Raw genomic sequence first — 19,210 nt, forward strand, 5'->3', positions numbered from 1 at the left:
ATCAGCGGGCCCGCCGCGGGGCCGCCTTCCAGCGCCGATGCATACGCGCCGCCCGCGCCCGGGAGAGGATCCGGTCACCCGGCAGCCACAACGAGCGCGGCCGCTCCTCCTGCCCGCGCGAGAGCATTTGCGTCGAGATACCCAGATCCGCCGCGATCTCGTCCGCGGCGATCGCGCCCGAAAGCGCGCCGCCCTCCATGTACCCTTGCGCGTCGAGGCTCGTGTGTTCCCCGGCGAAATGGAGGTTCTTGACCCGCTCCGACTCGGACCCGGTGATCGTCGTGTATTGCCCGACCTTGTAGGCCGAATAGCTCCCCTTCGTGAACGGATGCGTCGGCCAGTGGAATCGCACGACCTTGTCGTTGTGGGCCGCTTTTGTTCCGGGGAAAACCTGCTCGAATTGATCAAGGAACTCGGCCGCGCGCTCCTCGGGGGTGCCCATGCCGATCGCCACGCCGCGATCGCCGCCCGTGAAGTTCGTGAGGATGCCGCTCGCGCCCGGCTGTAGTCGGCTCGTCTCCCACGTCGATTGATACGGCAGATCCGAGAACGTCTCGCCATTCGAACCAGCGTCGCGCCACGGCTTCGAGGAAAAACCCACCATGAGCTTCGCGTTCGTGCCGTAGCCGAGCTCGGCGATGGCGCGCTTCTTCACGTCCGGCAACGCGACCTCGATCGAGACCTCGCGCAGCTTCGTGAACGGGAGCGCGAGCACCACGTGATCCGCCGTGACCTCGAAGTTGCCGCTTTCACGCGAGAACGTGAGCACGTACCGCCCGTCCGCCGCCTCCTTGAGCGAGACGAGCGCCGCGTCGAGCTCGATCTGCGCGGGATCGAGAGCCTCGGCGAGGCGCGTGGGGAACGTGTCGTTGCCGTCCTTCGCGTGGAAGAGCTCGTCGCTGTCGCCGAAGACCTCGAAGGACGAGGTGTCCGTCGAGATCAGGAACATCATGTTGAGCACGTTCGTCACGTCGGGCTCGAGGCCGTACTCGATGTTGTACGCGACCTCGAGCAGCGTCCGCACCGGCCCGCTCGCGCCGATCTGATCGAGCCACGCCGAGAGCGAGAGTTTGTCCAGCGCCTCGCCGCCGTTCGGTTTGTTGTAATAAACGAACAGGTCCTCCTGATCCGTGAGCGTCGCGAGGGCCTCGTCGATCTTCGTCGCGATGGGCTCGAATCCCATCAAGATCTCCGCCTCCGTGAGCTTCGCGCCCCCGATGTGGGCGACGAGATGCTCGAGGCTCTGATCGTCGTTCTTGTAATCGAGCAGGTCGATGCCGAGCTCGGCCGCGAGGTCGTGCATCGTTTGGTGCCCGGTGTCGATGAGCTCGCCGCCGAGCTCGCAGTGCTGGCCGTCGGGGAACGTCATCCGATCGGTGAACATGCGGCCGCCGATGCGCTTCGAGGCCTCGTACACGGTCGCGGAGACGCCGAGCTTTTTCAGTCGATACGCGCAGTGCAAGCCCGCGATGCCGCCGCCCACGATCGCGATCGTGGGCTCACCTTCGACCGGAGGGTTCGCAGGGTCGTCGCCACACGCGCTCGCCGCGATCGGCAACGTGAGCGCCGCGGCGCTCATCTCGAGAAAGCGACGGCGCGGCAAGCTCGCGCGCTCGCGTTGCATCTCGAGGAGCTCGGCGGCAGGGACGCCGGTCTGGCGTGCGGCCCGGCTGATCTGGAAGAGACGAGACAAGGATCGAAGCAGCGGTGTTCTCGCCATGAGTTCTCCCGGGTAAAAACGCAGCGGCGAAAAGGCCGCGGCGCGAAGAAAGCCCGCCGCAGGATACCTCGGACTTGCCCTCGAACCCAAGGCGCGCATAGTCACCCGCCTCATGTCCGACACGATCTCCCAGGCCCTCTTCGAGCGCGCCCGCGCTGTCATCCCCGGCGGCGTCAACAGCCCTGTCCGCGCCTTCCGCGCCGTCGGCGGAAACCCCGTGTTCATCGCCCGCGCCAAGGGCGCGCGCGTCTACGGCGAAGACGGCTCGGAGTACGTCGATTACGTGGGCTCCTGGGGCCCGGCGCTCCTCGGTCACGCGCACCCCGACGTCATCCGCGCCGTGCAGGAGGCCGCGGAGGGCGGGCTCTCGTTCGGCGCGCCGACGTCGCGCGAGGTGCGCTTCGCCGAGGCCGTGCACGCGATGTATCCGGGGATCGAAAAACTCCGCTGTGTCTCCTCCGGCACCGAGGCGACGATGAGCGCGATCCGCGTGGCCCGCGGCTTCACGCGCCGCGACGTCATCGTGAAGTTCGAGGGCTGCTACCACGGTCACGCCGATCACTTGCTGGTCAAAGCAGGCAGCGGCCTCGCGACGTTCGGCGTCCCCGACTCGGCCGGCGTGCCCGAGGGCACCGCGAAGACGACGCTGACGCTCGCGTTCAACGACATCCCCGCGCTCGAAGCGCTGTTTTCAGCCCGCGGCAGCGAGATCGCGGCCGTCATCGTGGAGCCCGTCGTCGGCAACATGGGCTGCGTGCCGCCCGAGCCTGGGTTCCTCGAAGCGATCATCGCCCTCTGCCGCAAGCACGGCGCGCTCTCGATCTTCGACGAGGTGATGACGGGCTGCCGCCTCGCGCGCGGCGGCGCGCAGGAGCGTTACGGCCTGCGCGCGGATCTCACCACGCTCGGCAAGATCATCGGCGGCGGCATGCCGCTCGCGGCCTACGGCGGCCGGGAAGACGTGATGAACGTGGTCGCGCCGCTCGGGCCCGTGTACCAGGCAGGCACGCTGAGCGGAAACCCGGTGGCGGTCGCGGCCGGGCTCGCGACGATCGAGCGGCTCGTGCCCGAGGTGTACGAGAAGCTCGAACGGCTCGGCGCCGCGCTCGAAGCGGGCCTGAAAGACGCGGCCGCGCAGGCGGGCGTGCCGGCCACGGTGCAGCGTGTGGGCTCGATGATCACGCTGTTCTTCAACGACAAACCCGTGCGGTCGTGGGCCGAAGCGTCGCAGAGCGACACGAAGCGCTTCGCGACCTGGCACGCGGGGATGCTCTCGCGGGGCATTTACTGGCCGCCGTCGCAATACGAGGCGGCGTTCCTCTCGGCGGCGCACACCGACGAGGACATCACGCGCACGGCCTTAGCCGCGCGCGCGTCGCTCGGCTGACGACCGCCTCTTCGATCACCGCCGCGTCTTCTTGCGCGCCACGCGGGCCACGAGGCCGGCGAGGACGAGCGCGAGCGCGGCGGGAGATCCGGGCGCCGAAGGCGAAGCGCTGCAAACCCCGGACGTCGGGCTCTCCTGGAACGGCGCGGGGCCGGGGCCGACGTCGCCCGGGATCGAGCCGCCCATCCCGCCGCCGCCACCGCCTTCGCCGCCCGCGCCGCCTGCGCCGGACGAGCTCGACGAGGACGCCGCGGTCGAGCTCGACGCGCTGCTGCTCGCGTTCGGGTCCGTGATGTTGACCGCGGCGCACGAGTAGTAATAGGGCTTCGAGGCGCCTTCCATGAACTGGCGGAGCTGGATCACGCAGTTCTGGCAAGGCGTATCGGGCACGGTGATGGTCGCGCTCACGAGCCCGCCCGACTGCGCGTTCGCGTCGTTCGCCTCGTAAAACACGGCGGCGTCGAGATCAGCGCGCTTGACCGTGTCGATCGACTTCGTCGAGAGCGCCACGCGGAACTTGCCGTTGTGGTTGACCGTCTCCTTCCACGTGACCTGGAGCGGCTGACCGACGACGAGGTCCGTGACCTTGTAGCCCGAGGCCGGGCACGCCGTGGCGGAGCCGTCTTCGGCGGGATCCTCCGGCGCCGCGCCGAAATAACAGCCGCAAGGGCCGCTCTTCGCGTTGTCGTCGTTCGTGAGGGGTTGCGGGTTCATCAACACGGCGTGCGCAAACGCGCTCGAACCCGCGAGGAGAACCGCGGCGAAGGCAAAAAAGGCAGGAGATCGTGAATGCATGGCTACCTCGGACGAGCCGAGGGTACCCGAGACCCGCGGGGGACGGGAGAAAAGCCGTTGGACGGGAAAAACCCAGCCAGGCGAGAATGCGAAGGGCTCAGAACGAGCCGGGCGGCATGCTCGGCGGGACGGCCTTGACCTTGTAACGCATGCGGAAGGCCGCGATCGTGGCGCCGAGCTCGGCGCGCGAGACGAGCCGGCCGCGGCCGCGGATGCATTCGAGCAGCTCTTGATAAAGCTCGTAGAGGAGCATCTCGTCGACGAGCGTGTTCGTCGTCGCGGGGAAGAGCTGGTTGCGCACGGCGATCTTCGAGCTCGCCACCGCCTCGTCCGTCACGCGGACGAACCCGACGGCGTGGAAGTTGCCGGCCGCGTCGACGCCGATCACGGACGACGCGACGGGGCTCTTGCATTTGCCCGACTCGTAGATGCGGCGGATGTTCCTGCGCACGTCGCCGAGCGCGCCCGTGGTGGGATCGAATTCCCCCGAGGAAGAAACGGAGCTGGCCGAGAGCGCCGCCGTCGAGCCGGGTCCCGCGGTGCCGAAGAGATCGATCTCGCCGCTGCGGAACGAGCGTGACTTCTCCCCGCCACTCGGCAGGCCCTTCGAGGCGAACCAGCTCTCCAGCATGAGCGTCATGATCTCGATGCTGTGGTGCTTCTTCGAGAGGTGGAAGGCGTGCACCCGCACGAGCGGCAGGAGCAGCTTGCGGCAGATCTCGTTCTCCTGCTGCTGCTTGACGCTCGCCACGTCGGTCGGGTGCGAGGTGCCGTCGAACTGGACGACGAAGAGCGGCGTGCGCTCCGTATCGACCGCGACGTAGTCGAACGTGGCGCGGGCGACGAACTGCAGGAGATCGTCCGAGAGCCCGTTGCCCTCCGTTCGGAAGACGTCTTGCGCCTTGACGCGCATCAGCACGCCTGCGCCGAGCCGCTTGCAGACGGTCGAAAGCCCGAAGCTGACTGCCTCTTCGGTGTGGTGAACGAGCTTCTTCAGATTTCCGTTCATCGCGCGACCGCTTGCCTACGGTAGGCTGATAGCGCGGGTGACCGCAACCGGAGACGACAGCGATCCAAGGTGATTCTCTTTACAGGACCTGACGAAGGCCCAGGTTGCCCGCGAGTTCGCCCGAAAAAGCAGACGGGCGTCACGCCACACGCGGGAAGTCTTCGCGTTGCACTTGTGCTCTTCGCGCTCTTCGTTCTTGCTCCATGCCTCTCGCTCGGATGCCGGTCGGAGACGCCGCACGCGAGTACGTGCCCGGCAGGGTTTCGCGCCGACGCGAAGCGGGCCGAGGGGCTCCTCGCCAAGCTCGGTGAGGTGCCCGCGGGGGCGCGGGCGCGAGACCACGCGCTCGCGAAGGGCGGGGTGTCGTTCTGCTTCGGTCGCATCGCCGTGTCGGCGGTGACGACGTCGGGCGCGGTGCTGATCGACGAGGCGCTCGGCACAGAGGAAGCCGCGGCGCGGGTCGGGCACCTGCTCACGCACGTGGCCGAAGGGCTCCGCGTAGAGCCGGGCGGCGGAGACGATGACTGCGAGGTGATCACGGCGCGTGCGCTCGCGGCAGAGGCGTCGGCGCTTTCGCTGGAGCTCGGGCTGCGCCGGGCGTTCGGGGTCGGTGCATCGGCGCGCATACGGTACGAGTTCGAAGGAAATTTCTGGGCGGCGCCTGCGGAAGCGCGCGAGGGGCTCGTGCTCGACTATCTGCGCGCGCATCCCGACGGCGCGCCGGGCATCGACGCGCTCGCCTCGGGTTATGCGCGGCGCTGTCGCGAAGCGCGGGACGCGGCATCCACGCGCTGACGGCGGCGCGCGAAGGCCGCGGCGCCGAGCCCGAGCGCGAGCGCGCCGAGCGAGGCTTCGAACGACCCGGATGATGCGAGCCGACACCCGCATCCGCTGTCGTTGCCGTCCGAGGAGGACGCCGCGGAGACACACACCTTCTGCGTCTTGCAGGTCGCGCCCTGCATGCACTCGTTGCCGTTCGGGCAGAGGGCTTCGATCTTCGGGGTCTCGAAGTCCATGGGGCTCGCGTCGGGCGGCAGGAGGCCGACGCAGGAGATCGTGGAGACACAAAGCGGCTGATCCTTGCATGTCTCGCCGTTGCCGCATTCCGCGTCGGAGGTGCACTCGATGGGTCTGCAGTAGGGCCCGCCGTGGCAGCTACCGCCCTCGGTGCCCTCGGGGCACTCGTCCGGCGGCGGCCCGACGACGTCCGCGCGCGCGGGCGTGACGAACGCGAGAGCCGAGAGCCCGAAGACCGCGATCCAGAAGGACGAACGCTTCATCGACGAACCTCCACGCATCCTGCCCTACGCGATCCCGCGCGCGCCGTCGACAGCGAACGAGCCGCGTCGCAGCCTCGCGCGCCGCGCGCTACGTTCGGGGCAAGCGTCATGGACTCTCTTCGTGCCCGCATCGCGCGACGCCTCGAGCGTGGGATCGAGCCTTCCCTGCCGGGTCGCGCGCTCGCAAGCGCATGGTCCGCGATCGCCGCTGCGCTCATCGCGCGTCCCGTGACGCTGCCCGAAGGCGCGCGGATCCTCGGCGTGGGCGGCGCGGTCCTTGGAGGCGCGGGCAAGACGCCCGTCGCGATCGAGCTCGCGCATGCGCTCGCGCTCGAAGGTCACGACGTCGCGTTGATCGGACACGGCTACCGTGCGCACGCCGCTTCCGCACGTCGCGTCCTCCCCGCGGATCCCGTCGATCTCGTCGGCGACGACGCCCTCTGCGCGGCGCGCGCGCTCGCCGCCACGGTCGCGCCCGTCTTCGTGGCGAAGCGACGTGCAGACGCGCTCGCGCTCGCGGTTCGGTCCGGAAAAACCCTCCTCGTCGTCGACGGTCTCCTCCAGGCATCGCCGCGCTGCCTCGACGACGCCATCCTCGTGCTCGATGGCGCGTCTCCCTTCGGCGCCGGCCTTTGCCCTCCGCTCGGCGATCTGCGCGCCCCCGCATCCGCGCTCGTCGAAGCGGCCGATCACGTCGTCGCGCTCGGCGGCGCGCGCTCGCCGGCTCTGCCTGCGTCCGCGGTGCCACTCGCCTCCTCGATCGACGGCGCCCTCGACGCGTCCGGCCGCCGCCACGATCTCGCTTCCCTCGTGTCGCGACGCGTCGGCCTCCTCGTGGCCATCGCGCGCCCCGATCGCTTGCTCACCGCGCTCGATCGTGAGGGCATCCACCCTCGCGCGGCCCTTTGCCTGGCCGACCACGCTCGCTTCGACCCTGGGACCCTCGAGCGTGCCCGGGCCCTCCACCTCGACGCCTGGCTCACCACGGCTCGGTGCGCTACCAAGCTCCCGCCCTGGCTCGGCGGTGCTCCGGTCCTCGCCCTCGATCATCGGATCGACGTGGGCCCGCTCCTCGCTCGGCTCTCGTTTCGAGGCTCGCGCGAGGGCGCACCTGCCTGTGCTAGGCTCCCGGCCCCATGAAATGGATGCGTTCGCTCAGGTTGGTCGTGACGGCGATGGCGCTCGTGAGCGCTCCTCTTTCGCTTTCGATTTCGACGGTCGGCTGCTCGGGCGGCTCGGGCGGCGCGAAGGCCCCGGATCTCAACCCCGGTGACATGCCGGCCGGCGCGAGCTGGACCGGCGTCTACTTCAGCGAGCTCTACGGCTACCTGCACCTCGTCCAGGACGGCAACGCGGTCGAGGGCAAGTGGATCCGCCCGCACAAGGACAAGTGGGGCAAGCTGAAGGGCGAAGCCACCGGCGACGTCATCAAGTTCGAGTGGACCGAGTACACCACGGGCCTCGTCGGCCCCAACGCGTCGAAGAGCGGACGCGGCTACTTCAAGTACAAGCGCCCCGCGGGTGACAACGTCGACGACACGTTCGCCGGCGAGGTCGGCTTCGACAAGGACGAGGTCGGCGAGCCGTGGGACGCGGTCAAGCAGCGCAACGTGAACCCGGACCTCGCGTCGATCGGCGGCACGGGAGCCTCCGACCTCGGCGGCGGCGACTGGGATTCGGAGAACAAGGAACAGGGCGCGCCCGAGGAGCCGGCGAACCCCTGAAACAAGGCTCGGGGACGTTCCCTCGCCCGAGCGAGATTGCGACCATGGCACGACCTCAACCGCAAGGAATCAAGTTCCGCGAGCCCCCCATTTTCGAGCGTGGGACCGTGGGGCGCTCGGGCGCCTCGCTCTCCCCGCTCGACGTGCCGGACATCGATCCGGCCGCGCACTTCGGCGCCCTCGCGCGCAAGGAGGCCGCGGGTTTGCCCGAGGTCAGCGAGCCCGAGGCGTTCCGGCATTTCGTGCGCCTCTCGCAGTGGAACTTCTGCATCGACTCGCAGCTGTATCCGCTCGGGTCGTGCACGATGAAGTACAACCCGAAGATCAACGAGTGGGCCGCGCGCATCCCGGGCTTTTTGAAGATGCACCCGGAGACGCCGGACGAGCTCGTGCAGGGCTCGCTCGAGGTCATGTGGCACGTACAGCAGATGCTCAGCGCGGTGAGCGGCATGGACGCCTGCTCGCTGCAGCCCTCGGCGGGCGCGCAGGGCGAGCTCGCCGGCCTCATGATGATGCGCGCCTACCACGAGTCGAAGGGACGCAGCCCGAAGAAGGTCTTCATCCCGGAGAGCGCGCACGGCACGAACCCGGCCTCGTGCGCGCTGAACGGGCTCGTCGCGGTGAAGATCGAGAAGAACCCCGGTGGTGTCGTGACGCCGCAGGAGGTTCTCGCCGCGATCGAGCGTGAGGGCAGCGACGACGTCTGCGGCCTCATGATCACGAACCCGAACACGCTCGGCGTCTACGAGAAGCACCTGCCCGAGATCATCGAGATCGTGCACGGCAAGGGCGGCCTCGTGTACGGCGACGGCGCGAACACGAACGCGATCATGGGCCACGCGCGCCCTGGCGACATCGGCGTCGACGTCATCCACATCAACCTGCACAAGACCTTCACCACGCCGCACGGCGGCGGCGGCCCCGGCTCGGGCCCGGTCTGCTTCAAGAAGCACCTCGAGCCCTTCCAGCCCGGCCCCGTGCTCGTGCGCAAGGACGACGGCACGTTCGCCTTCGATCGCGATCGCCCGCAGTCGATCGGCCGCCTGCGCGCCTTCTACGGCAACTTCGGCATGTTCATCCGCGCGTACACGTACCTGCGCGAGATGGGCGGCGAGGGCCTGAAGATGGCGAGCGCGCTCGCGGTCCTGAACGCTCGTTACCTCTGGGCGATGCTGAAGGACACGTACGCCGCGCCGGTGCCGGAGGCGTGCATGCACGAGGTCGTGCTGAGCGACGTCGACCTGGAGAAGGCGACGGGCGTCAAGACGCTCGACGTCGCCAAGCGCCTGCTCGACTACGGCTTCCACGCGCCGACGATCTACTTCCCGCTCGTCGTCCCCGGCGCGCTCATGATCGAGCCGACCGAGACCGAGACGAAGGAGACGCTCGACGAGTTCATCGACGCGATGAAGGCCATCGCTCGCGAGGCCCAGGAAGACCCGGCCCTCGTCAAGAGTGCGCCCCACAACACCGTCGTCGGAAGGCTCGACGAAGCACGCGCGGCGCGGCAGCCGCGGCTGCGGTGGCGGCCCGAGGCGCGCTGAACATGGGCTCCGGTTCGCCCCAAATTCGCGAACCGGAGTTGTCCGTGCGTACAATGTCGCCCGTCGGTCGCTCGCTCCCTCCCGGGAGCGGGCGATGTCAGAGCGTAAAGGCCTGAACGAGCAACGGCGTGTCCCGGACCATCACCGACAACGTCGGAGAAATCGAGACGATCTGCAAGACCGACCCTGCGCGTGTGGGGGATCTGGTCAAGCTCGTTTTCCGCTCGGACGATGACGCGGATCCGCCGTTCAACGTTCGGATCAAATCGCCCTCGGGCAAGGTGATCATCGAGCGGGTCCTGCGCGATCTGCCCACGGGCAAGCCCCAGAGCGCGCCGCCGATCGAGTTCACGGCCTCGGCCCCGGGCGCGTACAAGATCGAGATCTGGCAGCTCTACGGCAAGATTCGCGGAAACGCGGTGCTCAACGTGATCCCGGCGATGTAGCGAGCGCCGCGCGCCGCTTTCAGGAATAAACGCGCCGCCGCGCCTGTCCAGGCGCCGCGAGCCTTGCTATGTGCACGCCGCACGTCGGTCCCACGCGAGGCGCGGGATCGAGCCACGACGGCTTTGCGGCAACGCCCGCCCAGACAACCCCCCGGTTCATGCCATGCACGACGTCCGCGCCCTGAACGAGCTCGTCGCGAAAGAGAGTGCCTTCGTCGACAACCTGATCGCCGAGGTCGGCAAGGTGATCGTCGGGCAAACCTACATGCTCGAACGGATCCTGATCGGCCTGCTCACAGGCGGTCACGTCCTGCTCGAAGGCGTGCCGGGGCTCGCCAAGACGCTCACGGTCCGCACGCTCTGCGACGCGATCCACGCGAAGTTCTCGCGCATCCAGTTCACGCCCGATCTCCTGCCGGCCGACGTGATCGGCACGGTGATCTACAACCACCAGAAGGGCGAGTTCTCCTCGAAGCTCGGTCCGATCTTCGCGAACCTCGTGCTCGCCGACGAGATCAACCGCGCGCCGGCGAAGGTGCAGAGCGCGCTGCTCGAGGCGATGCAGGAGAAGCAGGTCACGATCGGCGACACGACCTACAAGCTTCCCGATCCCTTCGTGGTCATGGCGACGCAGAACCCGATCGAGCAGGAGGGCACGTACCGTTTGCCCGAGGCGCAGGTCGATCGCTTCATGCTGATGGTGAAGGTCGGGTATCCGACGCGCGCGGAGGAGCGGCAGATCATCGACCGCACGACGGGGCTCGTCGAGGCGAGCGCGAACCGGATCATCGAGCCCGAGACGCTGGTCAGCGCGCGGAAGGTCGTGCGCGACGTCTACATGGATGACCGCGTGAAGGACTACATCGTCGACGTGGTCTTCGCGACGCGCGAGCCGAGCCAGAAGGGCATGAAGGAGCTCGCGAGCATGATCGAGTACGGCGCGAGCCCGCGCGCCTCGATCGCGCTGGCGCTGGCGGCGCGGGCGCACGCGTTCCTGCGGCACCGCGGGTACGTGACACCTGAGGACGTGAAGGCCGTGGGGCCGGACGTGCTGCGGCATCGCATGGTGCTCACGTACGAGGCCGAGGCCGAAGAGGTGACGACCGAGCAGGTCGTGCGGCGCGTGTTCGAGGTGGTCGAGGTGCCGTGAAGGCCGCCGGCCGCACGAAGAAAGGGGCGACGAAGAGCCCGAGCTTCGGGGAGCGCCTGCGTGCGTTCTTCGGGCTCGGCGACGAGCCCCCGCCGGACGAAGCGCCGAACAAGAAGGAAGGCGCGAAGGCCGGCGCCGCGGAGCTCCTCAAGCGGCTGCGCGTCATCGAGATCAAGACGAGCCACCTCGCGAACGAGCAGCTCTCGGGGGCGTACTCGTCGGTGTTCCGCGGCCAGGGCCTCTCGTTCCGCGAGGTGCGCGCATACCACCCCGGCGACGACGTGCGCTGGATCGACTGGAACGTGTCGGCGCGCATGAACGAGGCCTTCGTGAAGGTCTTCACCGAAGAGCGCGAGATGACCGTGATGCTCGTGGTCGACGCGTCGGAGAGCGAGCTCTTCGGGACGCGGCGGGCCTCGAAGGCCGCGGTCGCCGCGGAGATCTGCGCGCTCTGCGCGTTCAGCGCGATCCGCAACAACGACCGGGTCGGGCTCGTGCTGGCCACGGATCGCGTGGAGAAGATCGTCCCGCCGAAGAAGGGCGACAAGCACGTGATGCGCGTCATCCGCGAGATCCTCGGGCACGAGCCGGAGAGCGCGGGGACGAGCCTCCGGGTCGCACTGGAGACGCTGTCGAAGGTGCAAAAACGAAGGAGCGTCGCGTTCGTCGTGAGCGACTTCTTCGACCACGGCTACGAGCGGGCTCTCGCGCTCGCGGCGAGCAAGCACGACGTGATCCCGGTGGTGATCGAGGATCCGCGCGACGCGGAGCTGCCGGACGTGGGTTTGGCGACGTTCGAGGATCTGGAGACGGGCGAGCAGGTGCTCGTCGACACGTCGGACCGGAAGGTGCGGGAGCGGTACGCGGCCGAGATGCGGAAGATGCGGCGCGAGCGGGACAAGCTGTTCAAGAAGCTCGCGGTCGATACGGTCACGATTCGCACGGACCAGAGCTACGTGGAGCCGCTGCGCCAGCTCTTCGCGAAGCGCGCGAGGAGGGCCCGGCGATGACGAGGACGTGCCTCCCGCTCGTGTTCGCCGTGGCCCTGGTCGCCGTCGCCGCGTCGCGCACGGCGTCGGCCGAGGAGACGGACGCGGACGCGGGCGCGCGGGTGTGGGCGTCATGCGTGGAGCGCGTTCCCGACGGCGCGAGCCGGCCGAAGCTCACGGAGACGTTCCCCGAGCGCGGGACGAGCGGCTGGGCCGCGCCGCTCGAAATCACGGTCGTGCACGGCAAGGGGGAGACCGTGATGCCCGGCGGTATCCGGGTCGAGCGCGGCAGCGATCAATACAAGGCGCTCGAAGAGGCAGGGTTCGTCCTGCCCGACCCGGATGGAGGCGCAGGCCCTGTCGCGGTCACGGAGGCGGGCGAGACGTCCTCCACGACGAAGGTGACGATCTCGTTCGTGGCCCTGCCGAAGAACCCCGGCAGAAACGTGATGATGCTGCCGCCCGTGCCGATCACGCTGGCCCGCGCGAGCGGGGATCTCGTGACGGTCTGCACGGCACCGCATCCGATCCTGATCGAGGATCCGATCGCGAACGAGCTCGATCCGAAAGTCCGACCGAACCCCGAGGGCAGGCCACAACGCGAGGAGTGGGTCCTCGCCAAGCAGCTCGCGGTGGGCGCGCTCGTGGGGGCGATCCTCACGGCGATCGGCGCGTGGCTCTTCGTGCGATGGTCGCGACGCCCGAAGCCCGTGCCGTACGTCGCGCCCAAGCTGCCGTGGATCGCGGCGCTCGAAGAGCTCGAAGCGATCCGCGCGTCGAACCTCATCACCGAGGGCAAGAACGACGAGTACTTCGACCGCGTGAGCGACTGCGTGCGCAAGTACCTCGGCGCGCGTTACGGGTTCGATGGCCTCGAGAGCACGACCGACGAGATGCAGCGGACGCTCGCGCGCGTGCGGCCACCTGTGCGCGGGCTCGACACGATCACGCGTTTCCTCGAAGAGGCTGATCTCGTGAAGTTCGCGCGCGTCTTGCCGAGCGAAAACGACTGCCTCGCCGCGCTCGAACGCGGCATCACGATCGTGCGCAACACGACGCCGCCCCAGGCGGGATCCAGCGAGACCGCGGCGCGCAAGGAAGCGGCGGGAGGGCCGACATGAAGCGGTTTGCCCTCGTCCTTTTGCAGACCCTGGTGGTGCTCGCGCTCGCGCTCGCGTGGCCCATCTTCGCGCGGCGCGACGCCTGGGAGAGCGCGAGCTTCGAGCTGCCGTGGCTGCTCCTCGGCCTCGCCATCGTGCCGGTCCTGCTCTGGTGGGGCACGGCGGGTCAGGACCGGCGCACGCCACGGTTGCGCGTCGGTACGATCTTCCCCTTCACCACCGGCCCGCGTGGCGTGCGCGCGAAGCTCCGGGATCTGCCGGGCGTCCTCCGCGCCGTCTCGGTCGCGCTCCTCATCACCGCGATCGCGCGCCCGATCTCGATCCTGCGTGACGAACGCAGCGACGACAAAGGCATCGACATCGTGGTCGCGCTCGACCTCTCGGGCTCGATGCGCGCGATCCTCGACGCCAAACCGGGCGATCTCCCGGGCCGGATCACGCTGCCGCGCGGCAAGCGCCTCACGCGGCTCGATACGGCGAAGATCGTGCTGCAGGACTTCATCTCGCGCCGGAAGACCGACCGCATCGGCGTCGTCGTCTTCGGCAAGAGCGCGTATGTCCTCTCGCCGCCCACGCTCGACTATCACCTCCTGAGCGAGCTCGTCGGCAAGATGACGCTCGACGTGATCGACGGATCGAGCACGGCGATCGGCGACGGCCTCGCCACGGCCGTCGCGCGCCTGCGCAAGAGCGACGCGCAGTCGAAGGTGATCGTGCTGCTCACGGATGGCGACAACAAGGAAGGCCTGGTCTCGCCGCAGTACGCGACGCACCTCGCGACGAGTGTGGGCGCCCAGGTCAACACGATCCAGATCGGCAACGACGACGAGGTCGACGTCGAGGACGGCTTCGATCCGCTCGGCCAGCCGCGCTACGTGCGCCGTCGTTACCCGGTGAACCCCGAGCTGCTCAAGTGGATCGCCAAGACCACGAAGGGCGAGGCATACATCGCGACCGACGCGAAGGCGCTCGCCGAGAGCATGCACGCGGTGCTCGACAAGCTGGAGAAGACGCGCTTCGAGGCGAGCCGCGGATCGTTCGAGGATCTGTTCCCCTTCCTGCTCGTGCCCGGCGTCGTGCTGGTGGGCCTCGACGCGCTCCTCCGCGCGTGGCTGCTCCGGAGGTTCCCGTGATCTTCGGCGCGCCCATCTTCCTCTTCTGCACGGCCCTCGCGGCGCTCGTCGCGCTCCTGCTCGCGCTCGGCGCGATCTATCGGCGGCGCGCGGCGCAGGCCTTCGGTGATCTCGAGCGCGTCGAGGCGCTGCGGACGAGTGACCCTTCCGTGCGACGCGCGTGGAAGGCCGTCCTCCTCGTGATGGCCACGGCGCTCGCGTTCTTCGCGGCGGCGCGCCCGCAGTACGGCAAGGGGACGCGCCTCGTGCCGGCGACGAACGTCGACGTGGTCCTCGTGCTCGACTACTCGAAGAGCATGTACGCGCGGGACGTCGAGCCCTCGCGGATCTTCCGGGCGAAGGTCGAGGTCGCGCGGCTCGTGAAAGAGCTCGAAGGCGCGCGCTTCGCCGCCGTCGCCTTCGCTGGCGAGCCGATGGGTTTTCCCCTCACCGCCGACGGCGCCGCGGTCGCGCAGTTCCTCCGCCAGCTCGACCCGAACGACATGCCCATTGGCGGCACCGCGATCGCCCGTGCCCTGACGCTCGCGCGTGATCTCTTGAAGCGGGATCCCAAATCGTCGGAGCACAAACGGATCATCCTGCTCGTCACGGACGGCGAGGATCTGGAGGGTGATCCGGTGGGCGTCGCGCGTCAGCTCGGGGCCGAGGGGACGACGGTGCACGTCGTGCAGATCGGCGGCCGCACGCCCGAGCGGATCCCCGAGGTCGGCGAGGACGGCCGCGTGGTCGGCTTCCGGACGGACCGGAACGGAAAACCCCTCACGACGGCGCTCACCGTGCATGGTGAGAAGCAGCTCGCGTCGATCGCCACATCGACGCCCGGGGGCGAGATCATCGTGGCGGAGAAGGGCACGACCGGGATCGATCGCATCGCCGCGGATCTGCGCAAGCAGATGAAGAGCGAGCTCGCCGAGAAGATCGAGACGGTTTACGCCGACGTCTACTACTACCCGCTCGGGCTCGCGATCCTCTTGCTCGTGGCCGAGGCGCTGATCACGGACGCGCCGCTCCGGATCCTCCGCCGCAGGGCCGCGCCGAAGCCGATCGCGCCCGCCGGCGAGCGCAAACGAAAGGAGGCGCGTCGTGTCCCGGCCTGATCGCAAAGCACGCGTCGCCCGCACGGATCGTGCATCGACCACGATGCGCGAGCGCGCCAAGACCGCGGCGATCGCCCTCTTCGCGCTCGCCTGCGTCGCCGGCGGCGCGACCTGGCTCGCCTCCGGCTGCAGCGGATGGGACCCGAGCTCGCCGTTCGAACGCAACGCGCCCGCGGTGGATCAGGCCCTCGCCGATCTCGACGCGGGCCGCTTCGAATCGGCCGAGCAGGCGCTCGAAACGTACCTCGGCACCGGCCCGTGCACGGACGCGGGCCTCGGCCTGCCGGATGCGGTCCGCCAGAAGTACAACGGCTCGTTCGATCTCGGCCTCGTGCTGTTCTCGGTCGCGGAGAAGTACGGCCGGCGCTTTGGCGAGGAGGAGCAAAGCGACGGTGGCCCCGAGGAGGAGCAGCTCGCCGCGATGCGCTCGCTCGAGATCGACTGCGCGCTCATCGTCGTGCGGGCGATCGCCGAGGATCCGAAGGTCCCGATCGATCTCCGTGCCCGCGCGCACTACCTCGCGGGCAACCTCGAGTTCTTGCGGAAGAAGTACGAGGAAGCCGTGCGCCACTACGACGACGCGCTCGCGCTGATCCCGGGTTTGCCCGAGGATGCGGCCGCCGACGGGATCGGGCGTGACGCCGCGTGGAACCGCGCCATCGCGCTCCGGCGCATCGAGGACCAGAAGGACGCGGGCCAGGACGCCGATCAAGACGCGAACCAGGACGCGGGCCAGGACGGCGGCGACGACGCGAGTGATGGATCCGACGGCGACGATGGATCCGACGGCTCGGACGGGTCCGACGGCGGCGAAGACGCGGGCCAGGACGGCGGCGACGACGGCGGGAAAGATGCCGGCGACGACGGCGGAGGCGACGGCGGCGACGGGGACGCGGGCCAGGATGCGGGCGGCCAGGACGGCGGACAATCACCGCCCCCGCCGCCGCAACCCGCCTCGCCCGAGCCCCAGCCGGGCCAGGAAGATCGCATCCTCGATCGCTTCGAGGAGGCGCCGACCTACCAGGAGCAGGAGGCCAAGATGAAGGCCGGCACGCGGCGCGGTCGCGTGATGGAGGACAAGTGAGGGCCGGGGCGCTCGCGTGGATCCTCGGCGCGCAGGCCGCGATCGTTTCGGTAGCAACGATCGCGCACGCTGAGCCGCAGGTCACGACCCACGTCAGAGCGCGCAAGGTCGAGGTCGGCGAGCCCTTCTCGGTTCAGCTCTCCGCGCTCGTCACGAACGGCGAGCCCATGCCGAGTGATCCGCGCCTCGCGCCGCCCGCGGGCGCCACGATCCAAGGTGGCCCGGCCATCGGCACGTCGGTGGTCGCGATCAACGGCAACATGCGCGTCGGCATCGACGTGAGCTGGCAGCTCGTCTCGAACGCGCCCGGCCGCGTGAAGATCCCCGCGCCGAGCGTGCTCTGGTCGGGGAAACGTTTCTCCGGACAAGCCGTCGAGGTCGAGGTCGTCCCCGCGAGCGGCCGCCGCAGGCCGCAGAGCCCGTTCCTCTTGCCGGGCGGCCCGGGGTTCCTCGGGCAGTTCGGGCTCGGCGGCTTCGATCACTTCACCGACGACGATGACGAGCCGCAAGCCGCGCTCGACGAGAAGCTCGAGCTCAAGACAGCGCCCGATCCGTACGTCTTCGTCCACGCGCACGCCGACAAGAAAGAGGCCGTGATCGGCGAGCAGGTGGCCGTCTCGTTCTACCTGTACCGGGCGTCCGCCGTGGGCATGGACGATCGCCGCGACCCTACGGCCGCGGACTTCCTCCGCTGGTCGATGCTGCCGAACCCCGGCACCGAGCCCCTGTTTCGCGCACGCGCGGGGAGCCGCACGTACATGGTGCAACTCGCCGAGCGCCTCGCTCTTTTCCCGACGCGCACGGGCGATCTCCACGTCGGCCCCTTGCGGTTTTGGTTCACGGGCCGGCAGGTCGGACGCCACGCGCTCCGCGAGAGCGAGGACCTCGTCATCCGCGTGACCGAGCCGCCGCGCGCGGGTCGCCCGCCGGGTTACGCCCTCGGCGACGTCGGTCGGTTCTCGCTCTCGGCCACGGTCGAGCCGCGCCGCCTCACGCAGGGCGGATCGATCGCGGTCACCGTGCAGGTGAAGGGCAGCGGCAACTTCCCGCAGACGCTCGCGGTGCCGGCGCGCACCGGCATCGACTGGCTCGATCCCGAGAAGCGCGAGTCGATCGGCCCGCAAGGCGCGATCATCTCGGGGTATCGATCGTTCGGGTACGTCGTCCGCATCCAGGAGGCGGGCCAGGTCGATCTCGGCAAGATCGATCTGCCGTACTGGGATCCCTCGTCGAAGCGGTACGAGGTCGCGAGCGTCGAGCTCGGTAAGGTCGACGTCGCGCCCTCCGCCGCGCCCGATCCGGCCGCGTCTGCGAGCGCCTCTCCGAGCGCCACGCCCGGCGCCGATCCCGCCGCTCCGAAAGGCGAGGTCGATCCTTTCGCGACCCTCCCTGCCCCGCGCGCCACGCTCGGCGCGTTCATCGCGCCCTCGGCGCCTCTCTTCGACGGCGCGAGCCTCTACCTCGTGATCGCCGCGCCGCCCCTCGCGTACGGCCTGCTGGCCACCGCGGCGACGGGCGCGCGGCGCCTCCGATCCCGCAGGGCCGCGGGCGCTTCCTCGCCAACGCGCCTCGCGAACGTCGCGCTCGACGAGGCCGATCAAGCGCGCGAGCGCGGCGACACGAAGGCCCTCTCGGCGGCCGTCGAGCGCGCGATCCACCACGCGATCAAGGCAGCGACCGATCTCGAATCACGCGGCATCTTGCTCGACGATCTCGCGAAGGAGCTCGAAGACGCTGGCGTCGCCGAGGATCTCGCGGCGCGCACACGCGGCCTGCTCGACGAGGCCTCGGCGCTGCGCTTCGATCCGGGGGCGAGCCCGGCGAGCCTCGAAGAGCTTTCGAAGCGCGGGCGAGCCGTCGTGCGTGATCTCGTCGCCGTCTCCGGGAGGGCGCGGGGATGAGGCGCGGGCAGGCCGTCGCGATCTCGTTCGTGCTCGCGTCCGTGTTCGCGTTCGCGAGCGTCGCGCGCGCGGCGACGCCCGAAGAGCTCCATCGCGAAGGCACCGAGGCCCTCGGGCGCGGCGCCTACGGCACGGCGATCGAACGCTTCGAAGCCCTCGCCGACATGGGCTTCGTGCACCCCGACGCGAGCTTCGGCCGCGGCCTCGCCTACCTCGCGCGTGTGCGTGCCGGTGCCGATCGTCCTGGCGATCTCGGTCGCGCCGCGGCCGCCTTCGAGGAGACGCTTCGCCTTCGACCTTCCGACATCGAGGCCGATCACGCCCTCGACCTCGTCCGCGCCGAGGTCGTGCGAAGGCGCGCGCGGCGCGGCAAGGACGCGACCACGGTGCGGCCCACGCTCGATCGCGCCGTCATCGGCCTCGCGTCCGAGCGCACCTGGAGCCTGCTCGCGCTCGCGTCCTCGATCCTCCTCTCGATCGGCCTCTTCCTCCGGCGGAGCCGCGCCTCTTCGTTCTCCGTTGCCGGCCGCATCATGGCGCCCACTGCGCTCGTGCTCCTCTGCGTCTTCTTGCCGCTCACGATCGCTGCGCGAAGACTCCGGCTCACGACGCGCGCGGGCGTCGTCGTCGTGCCCGAGGTTCACCTCGTCGACGATCACGGCACGGCGCTCGGTGGTGAGCCGATCCCGGAGGCGCATGCCGTCGAGGTCGGCGAGGCTCGCGGCGGGCTCGTTCACGTGCGCTGGGGCGCGACAGAGGGATGGATTCCGAGCGGCAGCGTCCGCCTGCTCTCGCCGTGACGTCCGCCTGGTGGCTGTGGACGATGTCGC

General features: G+C 69.5%; 18 protein-coding genes. 14 read left to right on the forward strand and 4 right to left on the reverse strand.

The annotated features are described in order from the left end of the window. Position 1: 1 nt before the first annotated feature. Positions 2–1,720 carry a flavin monoamine oxidase family protein gene (locus KEG57_RS12315; protein WP_272419921.1) on the reverse strand — a complete coding sequence of 573 codons (1,719 nt, stop codon included), beginning with the start codon at positions 1,718–1,720 and terminating at the stop codon, positions 2–4. A gap of 112 nt (positions 1,721–1,832) precedes the next feature. Here KEG57_RS12315 and hemL point away from each other — a divergent pair, with 112 nt between their 5' ends. Then, positions 1,833–3,107 carry a glutamate-1-semialdehyde 2,1-aminomutase gene (gene hemL, locus KEG57_RS12320; protein ID WP_272419920.1) on the forward strand — a complete coding sequence of 425 codons (1,275 nt, stop codon included), beginning with the start codon at positions 1,833–1,835 and terminating at the stop codon, positions 3,105–3,107. Positions 3,108–3,122: 15 nt separating this feature from the next. Here the strand turns inward: hemL and KEG57_RS12325 are convergent, their stop codons facing one another. Together KEG57_RS12325 and KEG57_RS12330 are read right to left on the reverse strand one after the other, a co-directional pair. Then, complete coding sequence (locus KEG57_RS12325) at positions 3,123–3,902, reverse strand: SCE4755 family polysaccharide monooxygenase-like protein (protein WP_272419919.1); 780 nt, start codon at positions 3,900–3,902, stop codon at positions 3,123–3,125. 97 nt (positions 3,903–3,999) lie between these two features. After that, positions 4,000–4,911, reverse strand: a complete 912-nt coding sequence (locus tag KEG57_RS12330) for a DUF2726 domain-containing protein (RefSeq protein WP_272419918.1) — start codon at positions 4,909–4,911, stop codon at positions 4,000–4,002. A gap of 174 nt (positions 4,912–5,085) precedes the next feature. On the opposite strand from KEG57_RS12330, the gene KEG57_RS12335 reads away from it, so the two are divergent. Next, positions 5,086–5,706, forward strand: coding sequence for a hypothetical protein (locus KEG57_RS12335; protein WP_272419917.1), 621 nt, complete (start codon positions 5,086–5,088; stop codon positions 5,704–5,706). Here the strand turns inward: KEG57_RS12335 and KEG57_RS12340 are convergent. Then, positions 5,658–6,191: a hypothetical protein gene (locus tag KEG57_RS12340; RefSeq protein ID WP_272419916.1), complete on the reverse strand. Its 534-nt coding sequence runs from the start codon at positions 6,189–6,191 to the stop codon at positions 5,658–5,660. The genes KEG57_RS12335 and KEG57_RS12340 overlap by 49 nt on opposite strands. 108 nt (positions 6,192–6,299) lie before the next feature. Between KEG57_RS12340 and KEG57_RS12345 the strand changes: the two genes are divergently transcribed. The 12 genes from KEG57_RS12345 to KEG57_RS12400 all read left to right on the forward strand — a co-directional run bounded on the left by KEG57_RS12345 (position 6,300) and on the right by KEG57_RS12400 (position 19,180). Then, positions 6,300–7,331, forward strand: a complete 1,032-nt coding sequence (locus KEG57_RS12345) for a tetraacyldisaccharide 4'-kinase (RefSeq protein ID WP_272419915.1) — start codon at positions 6,300–6,302, stop codon at positions 7,329–7,331. Beyond that, the gene (locus KEG57_RS12350) at positions 7,328–7,915 is read left to right on the forward strand and encodes a hypothetical protein (RefSeq protein ID WP_272419914.1); all 588 of its coding nucleotides are present in this window, start codon (positions 7,328–7,330) and stop codon (positions 7,913–7,915) included. The genes KEG57_RS12345 and KEG57_RS12350 overlap by 4 nt, the downstream gene beginning before the upstream one ends. A 44-nt stretch (positions 7,916–7,959) precedes the next feature. Then, positions 7,960–9,459 carry an aminomethyl-transferring glycine dehydrogenase subunit GcvPB gene (gene gcvPB, locus KEG57_RS12355; protein WP_272419913.1) on the forward strand — a complete coding sequence of 500 codons (1,500 nt, stop codon included), beginning with the start codon at positions 7,960–7,962 and terminating at the stop codon, positions 9,457–9,459. 128 nt (positions 9,460–9,587) lie between these two features. After that, positions 9,588–9,905 (forward strand): p24 family protein, encoded by a 318-nt coding sequence (locus KEG57_RS12360; protein ID WP_272419912.1) that lies wholly within the window; start codon positions 9,588–9,590, stop codon positions 9,903–9,905. Between the two features lie 163 nt (positions 9,906–10,068). After that, entirely contained in the window at positions 10,069–11,055 is a 987-nt protein-coding gene (locus KEG57_RS12365; protein WP_272419911.1) for an AAA family ATPase, read from the forward strand. After that, a complete protein-coding gene (locus KEG57_RS12370; protein ID WP_272419910.1) occupies positions 11,052–12,065 on the forward strand; it encodes a DUF58 domain-containing protein in 1,014 nt (337 codons plus the stop codon). The genes KEG57_RS12365 and KEG57_RS12370 overlap by 4 nt, the downstream gene beginning before the upstream one ends. Next, a complete protein-coding gene (locus KEG57_RS12375) occupies positions 12,062–13,165 on the forward strand; it encodes a hypothetical protein (protein WP_272419909.1) in 1,104 nt (367 codons plus the stop codon). Before KEG57_RS12370 ends, KEG57_RS12375 begins: the two co-directional genes overlap by 4 nt. Continuing rightward, the gene (locus KEG57_RS12380; RefSeq protein WP_272419908.1) at positions 13,162–14,298 is read left to right on the forward strand and encodes a vWA domain-containing protein; all 1,137 of its coding nucleotides are present in this window, start codon (positions 13,162–13,164) and stop codon (positions 14,296–14,298) included. The genes KEG57_RS12375 and KEG57_RS12380 overlap by 4 nt, the downstream gene beginning before the upstream one ends. Next, positions 14,295–15,395, forward strand: a complete 1,101-nt coding sequence (locus KEG57_RS12385) for a vWA domain-containing protein (protein ID WP_272419907.1) — start codon at positions 14,295–14,297, stop codon at positions 15,393–15,395. The genes KEG57_RS12380 and KEG57_RS12385 overlap by 4 nt, the downstream gene beginning before the upstream one ends. Continuing rightward, complete coding sequence (locus KEG57_RS12390) at positions 15,382–16,479, forward strand: tetratricopeptide repeat protein (protein ID WP_272419906.1); 1,098 nt, start codon at positions 15,382–15,384, stop codon at positions 16,477–16,479. Before KEG57_RS12385 ends, KEG57_RS12390 begins: the two co-directional genes overlap by 14 nt. Further along, positions 16,476–18,380, forward strand: coding sequence for a BatD family protein (locus tag KEG57_RS12395; RefSeq protein WP_272458489.1), 1,905 nt, complete (start codon positions 16,476–16,478; stop codon positions 18,378–18,380). The genes KEG57_RS12390 and KEG57_RS12395 overlap by 4 nt, the downstream gene beginning before the upstream one ends. Beyond that, positions 18,377–19,180 carry an outer membrane protein assembly factor BamD gene (locus KEG57_RS12400; RefSeq protein ID WP_272419904.1) on the forward strand — a complete coding sequence of 268 codons (804 nt, stop codon included), beginning with the start codon at positions 18,377–18,379 and terminating at the stop codon, positions 19,178–19,180. Before KEG57_RS12395 ends, KEG57_RS12400 begins: the two co-directional genes overlap by 4 nt. Positions 19,181–19,210: the final 30 nt, after the last annotated feature.

The sequence above is a fragment of the Polyangium jinanense genome, assembly GCF_028435365.1.